The sequence below is a fragment of the Alcaligenes sp. EGD-AK7 genome (assembly GCF_000465875.3).
Taxonomy (GTDB): domain Bacteria; phylum Pseudomonadota; class Gammaproteobacteria; order Burkholderiales; family Burkholderiaceae_B; genus Alcaligenes; species Alcaligenes phenolicus.
In genome coordinates this window covers 1-564 of sequence record NZ_AVOG02000051.1, presented here as the reverse complement: position 1 = coordinate 564, position 564 = coordinate 1, and the positions used below count along the sequence as shown (strand labels likewise).

1 protein-coding gene is annotated in these 564 nt (G+C 58.0%); it reads left to right on the top strand.

What is annotated here, in order from left to right:
• Positions 1 to 564 (top strand): Tn3 family transposase (locus N879_RS15695; RefSeq protein WP_152978328.1); only part of this gene is annotated, 564 nt, incomplete at both ends.

The window sequence follows — 564 nt, the reverse complement described above, 5'->3', positions numbered from 1 at the left end:
GGGGCGGTCCGATTTGGCATCTTCTGACATGATGAGCATGGAGACCACCAAACGGGTGTGGCAAGCCCGGCTTGATCCTCGGCGCAACACACCTTCCATTGGAATCTACTCCCATGTAAAAGACCGGTGGGGCATCTTCCATGCGCAGCCCTTTGTGCTCAATGAGCGCCAGGCGGGCGTGGCCATTGAAGGTGTCATCCGCCAAGAAAAGCTGGAGACCAGCCAGCTTGCTGTGGATACCCATGGCTACACCGACTTTGCCATGTCACATGCCCGTTTGCTTGGTTTTGATCTTTGCCCGCGGTTGAAGGAACTCAAACAGCGCCACCTCTTTGTGCCACGCGGCACCAAAGTGCCCGCAGAAATCGCTGCGGTGTGCGAAGCCAATGTCGACGTCGCTTTGATCGAAAAGCATTGGGATAGTCTGGTGCACCTGGCAGCCTCGGTCATGAGCGGACATGCCAGTGCGGTGGCAGCTCTTGCGCGGTTCGGTTCTGCCGCCCAGGGCGATCCAATCTATGAGGCTGGCGTGCAATTGGGGCGGTTGCTGCGTACGGCGTTTTT